The sequence below is a fragment of the Magnetospirillum sp. 15-1 genome (assembly GCF_900184795.1).
In the GTDB taxonomy this organism is placed as follows: domain Bacteria; phylum Pseudomonadota; class Alphaproteobacteria; order Rhodospirillales; family Magnetospirillaceae; genus Phaeospirillum.
Map to the genome: position 1 here is coordinate 1 of NZ_FXXN01000002.1, position 4,350 is coordinate 4,350.

4 protein-coding genes, 1 tRNA gene and 1 pseudogene are annotated in these 4,350 nt (G+C 65.3%); 1 reads left to right on the forward strand and 5 read right to left on the reverse strand.

Annotated features, from left to right (window positions below; translation table 11 throughout):
- The 4 genes and pseudogenes from CP958_RS00025 to CP958_RS00035 form a co-directional block, all read right to left on the reverse strand.
- Positions 1 to 620: pseudogene (locus CP958_RS00025) on the reverse strand (transposase); the annotation flags it as partial.
- Positions 621 to 647: 27 nt separating this feature from the next.
- Positions 648 to 776 (reverse strand): hypothetical protein, encoded by a 129-nt coding sequence (locus CP958_RS27255; RefSeq protein ID WP_277948853.1) that lies wholly within the window; start codon positions 774 to 776, stop codon positions 648 to 650.
- A gap of 270 nt (positions 777 to 1,046) precedes the next feature.
- A tRNA-Pro gene (locus tag CP958_RS00030) sits at positions 1,047 to 1,123 on the reverse strand.
- A gap of 83 nt (positions 1,124 to 1,206) precedes the next feature.
- Positions 1,207 to 1,677 carry a DoxX family protein gene (locus CP958_RS00035; RefSeq protein WP_096700007.1) on the reverse strand — a complete coding sequence of 157 codons (471 nt, stop codon included), beginning with the start codon at positions 1,675 to 1,677 and terminating at the stop codon, positions 1,207 to 1,209.
- A gap of 198 nt (positions 1,678 to 1,875) precedes the next feature.
- On the opposite strand from CP958_RS00035, the gene proS reads away from it, so the two are divergent.
- Positions 1,876 to 3,378: a proline--tRNA ligase gene (gene proS / locus CP958_RS00040; RefSeq protein ID WP_096700008.1), complete on the forward strand. Its 1,503-nt coding sequence runs from the start codon at positions 1,876 to 1,878 to the stop codon at positions 3,376 to 3,378.
- A gap of 12 nt (positions 3,379 to 3,390) precedes the next feature.
- Here the strand turns inward: proS and CP958_RS00045 are convergent, their stop codons facing one another.
- Positions 3,391 to 4,347 carry a transposase gene (locus CP958_RS00045; RefSeq protein WP_242442644.1) on the reverse strand — a complete coding sequence of 319 codons (957 nt, stop codon included), beginning with the start codon at positions 4,345 to 4,347 and terminating at the stop codon, positions 3,391 to 3,393.
- Between the last annotated feature and the right edge of the window lie 3 nt (positions 4,348 to 4,350).

The following is a 4,350-nucleotide window of genomic DNA, read 5'->3' on the forward strand; positions in this document are numbered from 1 at the left end:
TGCCCGACACCTCGATCTCGGTCGTGCCGATGGCCTTGCGACGGGTGCGGCGCTTGCGCACCGCCAATCCTTCCTCGCGGTAAAGCCGGTAGATGCGGGTGATCCCCGACGGCTCACCGTCGCGCCGCAGCAGGATGAACAGTCGTCGATAGCCGAACCGGCGGCGTTCCTGGGCAAGCCCGCGCAGGCGGTCGCGCAGGCCGCTGTCGTCGGGCCGAACGGAGCGGTAGCGGATCATGGTGCGATCCACCGCGATCACTGCACAGGCCCGACGCTCGCTCATCGCGAAGCCACTCCGCAGATGGGCGACAGCTTCCCGCTTGGCGGCGGGCCCTACCATTCTTTTCCCAGAAGATCGCGGAGCGCGGCCTCGTTCAGCATGGATTCCGCCAGCAGCTTCTTCAGCCGGGCGTTTGCTGCGCTGCCCTTCGGGTCTCATCCTCAAGCGCCTTCAGCCGCCGCGCCTCCGACACCTCCAGGCCGCCATACTTGGCCTTCCATTTGTAGAACGTGGCGCTCGAAATGCCGTGCCGGCGGCACACATCCGCCGTCCCCGCCCCGGCCTCCTGCTCCTTCAGGATGCCGATGATTTGTTCTTCACTGAACCTGCTGCGCTTCATGTCGTCCGTCCTCTGATGGGCCGGACTCTACTTCAAACTGGAGGAAGATTTCCAAGGCAGGTCAGTCGGCGCCACGGCGTCGAGGTAATGGCGGATGGCATCGCTCAGGGTCATTTGCTCGGCTGATCGCCGATCCACGAACACCGCGCGGTCCATGTCGCCCTCGATGCCGCGCGCCCAGGCTTCAGCGTCAGCTTTACGTTCAAACGTCTCGAATTGCTGCGGGTAGCCCTGGCGGCGAACTTCGCCTGCCAGCCGATCAATTGGCCCTTACGGTTCTTGCGTGGGGTAATGGTCGCCATTGGGGGACACTCCGGGACAGTGCCTAACGGCTCAGTGTCCCGCAATTGTCCCGCAAATTCAATGTCTGGGCTGATTGGTCTTCGCGGACCCATCGACAAACCGCAGTGTTCTGCGGCTTGTCGATGGTCGGAGTGAGAGGATTCGAACCTCCGGCCCCTGCCTCCCGAAGACAGTGCTCTACCAGGCTGAGCTACACTCCGGTCGCCTGCGAGGCGCCTCTTATAGCGCCAACGTTGCGACTGCGCAAAGGGATTTTGCGCCGCCGCGAAACGTCGGAAAACGATCAGATTTCGCGGCCGATCAGGGCGTCGAGGGAGACGCGGCCACCACCCCGGATGGCGAAGGCCAGGGCGACGATGCCCCACAGCAGCGGGTATTCGAAGCCGCCGCTGGTCCAGAACAGGCCGTTGCCCAGATGGACGCCGAACACCGCCACCGCCATCATGCCGGCCACCAGGGCGGCGACCGGGCGGGTGAAAAGACCGAGGGCCAGCATCAGGCCGCCTCCGAACTCGATCAGTCCGGCCACCAGCGCCAGTCCGGCCGGCAGGCCCAGTTTGGTGGCGAAGAACTGTCCGGTCGCCTCCAGGCCATAGCCGCCGAACCAGCCGAACAGCTTCTGGGCGCCGTGGGGAACCAGCAGCAGGCCGGCGGTGATGCGCACCATGGGCTCGGCCAGGGGGGACAGCGCCCCGGTGATGGAGGCGACGGCGGGGATCAGGGGCTTGGCGGAAGAGTGGGAGAGAGTGGACATGGCGGACCTCGTCGGTGAAGGGCTTGATCTGGGGCCGACTCTACGCCGAGGGGGTAAAATTCAACAATAACCTGATTTGTCACATCACTGTTTCGCATTGAGCAACGGGCCATATGGAGGGCTCGGCGGTTCCGGCTGGAAAAAGCCGCCCGGATGGGATATCGGGATGCTTGCTCACATTTCCAGTGGATGAATCCCATGTCCAAGGCCAAGAAGACCGCTGTCACTCCCACCCGCGAGGAGAACTTCCCCGAATGGTACCAGCAGGTGATCAAGGCCTCGGACATGGCGGAAAACTCGCCGGTACGCGGCTGCATGGTGATCAAGCCGTGGGGCTACGGCATCTGGGAAGCCATCCAGCGCGACCTTGACCGCCGCATCAAGGAAACCGGACACGAGAACTGCTACTTCCCGCTGTTCATCCCGCTGTCCTTCCTGGAGAAGGAAGCCGCCCACGTGGAGGGCTTCGCCAAGGAGATGGCGGTGGTCACCCACCACCGGCTGGTGGCCGAGAACGGCAAGCTGGTGCCGTCGGGCAAGCTGGAGGAGCCGCTGGTGGTGCGCCCCACCTCGGAGACCATCATCGGCGACGCCTTCTCGCGCTGGATTCAGTCCTACCGCGACCTGCCGGTGCTGGTGAACCAGTGGGCCAACGTGGTCCGCTGGGAAATGCGGCCGCGCATCTTCCTGCGCACCGCCGAATTCCTCTGGCAGGAGGGCCACACCGCCCACGCCAATGCCGAGGAGGCCATGGAGGAGACCCTGCGCATGCTCGAGGTCTACCGCGCCATGTCCGAGGACGTGCTGGCCATGCCGGTGATCGTCGGCGAGAAGCCGGCGCACGAGCGCTTCCCCGGCGCCGACAAGACCTATTCCATCGAGGCCATGATGCAGGACGGCAAGGCGCTGCAGGCCGGCACCTCCCACTTCCTGGGGCAGCACTTCTCCAAGGCGCAGAACATCCGCTACCAGACCGCCCAGGGCGGCGAGGAGTTCTGCTACACCACCTCGTGGGGCGTCTCCACCCGTCTGATCGGCGGAGTGATCATGAGCCACGCCGACGATAACGGCCTGCGCATTCCGCCGCGCATCGCACCCAAGCAGATCGTTTTCGTGCCCATCACGCGGGCCGACGGCGACGAGGCGCTGATCGAGGAGTTCCTGGCCCCCATCGTCAAGGAATTGTCCGCCCAGAGCTTCGGCGGCGAGCGTCTCCGGGTGCATGTGGACCGCCGTCCCCTCGCTCCGCCCGAGAAGCGCTGGGAATGGGTGAAGAAGGGCGCTCCCGTCATCTGCGAGGTGGGGCCGCGCGACGTGGCCGGCGGCTCGGTCGCCATGATCCGCCGCGACGGCGAACTGAAGGGCCAGATCACCCCCAAGGACGAACTGGTGGGCCGCGCCGTGTCCATCCTGGAGGACATCCAGAACGCCCTGTTCACCCAGGCCGCCACGGTGCTGAAGGACCGGACCGTGCGGGTCGAGACCCTGGACGACTTCCTTTCGGTGTTCGCCGACGACACCACCTTCGGCCGCAAGTTCGTGCGGGCCAGATGGTCGGGCGACGCCGACACCCTGGCCAAGCTGGACGAGCACAGCATCACGGTGCGCAACGTGCCGTTCGACCAGGACGGCGCACCCGGCAAGTGCGTGCTGAGCGGCCGCCCGGCCACCCAGGAAGTGATCTTCGCCAAGTCGTATTAGGCCGTAGACTCATTACGCGGCGCACCAAATGCGCAGGGCGACGAGCTTTACGGCGGCGAGGAAATTCCGTGGGTCTTTGTCATAGCGGGTGGCGATCCCCCGGAAGTGTTTGATCTTGTTGAAGAAGCGTTCGACCAGATTGCGCTGGCGATAGACCCAGGCGGAAAAGGCGAAGGTGCCCTTGCGGTTGGACCTGACCGGGATGTTGGCCCAGGTCTTGTTCTTCTCGGCCAAGGCCCGAATGGCGTTGCTGTCATAGCCCTTGTCGGCCAGCAGGGTTGAGCCGTCGCCCAAGGCTCCATCGAGCAAGGCTTCGGCCTCGACGCTGTCGTGGACCTGNCGGACGGCCGGTACCGGGCCGGTGGTGTGGGCGGTGTGGGGCTCGCCGGTCTCGGGGTCCCTCATCTGCTCGGCATTGCCGTGATCGGCGGTGACCACCTTGGCGACCGCCGCCCAGACGGTCGACGTCTGCCTGGGACGGCTGGAGGCGGCGGCGATGGCCGCCTTGAGGAAGCCGGTATGGCCGACCATGTCGCCATTGGCGTAGTTGACCACCACCACGTCGAAGGTGCCGCCCTCGATGGCGGCCACCAGCTTGTCGGTGACCTCCACCGCGCTCATTTCCGGCTGCAGGTCGTAGGTGGCGACCTTGGGGCTGGGGACCAGGATGCGTTCCTCGCCGGGGAACACCGTCTCGCGCCCGCCGTTGAAGAAGAAGGTGACGTGGGCGTACTTCTCGGTCTCGGCGATGCGCAACTGCCTGAGGCCGGCGTCGCTCAGCACCTCGCCCAGGATGTTGGAGAGCGATTCCGGCCCGAACAGGGTGTCGAGGAAGGCGTTCAGGTCCTTGGAATACTCGGTCAGCCCGACACGGGYGGCCTTCGCCGCCCGTGTCGGGCTGACCGAGTATTCCAAGGACCTGAACGCCTTCCTCGACACCCTGTTCGGTCCGGAATCGCTCTCCAACATCCT

Coding starts and splice junctions, on each gene's coding strand:
- CP958_RS27255 (WP_277948853.1), bottom strand. CDS start 776: ATGGACCGCGCGGTGTTCGTGGATCGGCGATCAGCCGAGCAAATGACC.
- CP958_RS00035 (WP_096700007.1), bottom strand. CDS start 1,677: ATGTCCACTCTCTCCCACTCTTCCGCCAAGCCCCTGATCCCCGCCGTC.
- proS (WP_096700008.1), top strand. CDS start 1,876: ATGTCCAAGGCCAAGAAGACCGCTGTCACTCCCACCCGCGAGGAGAAC.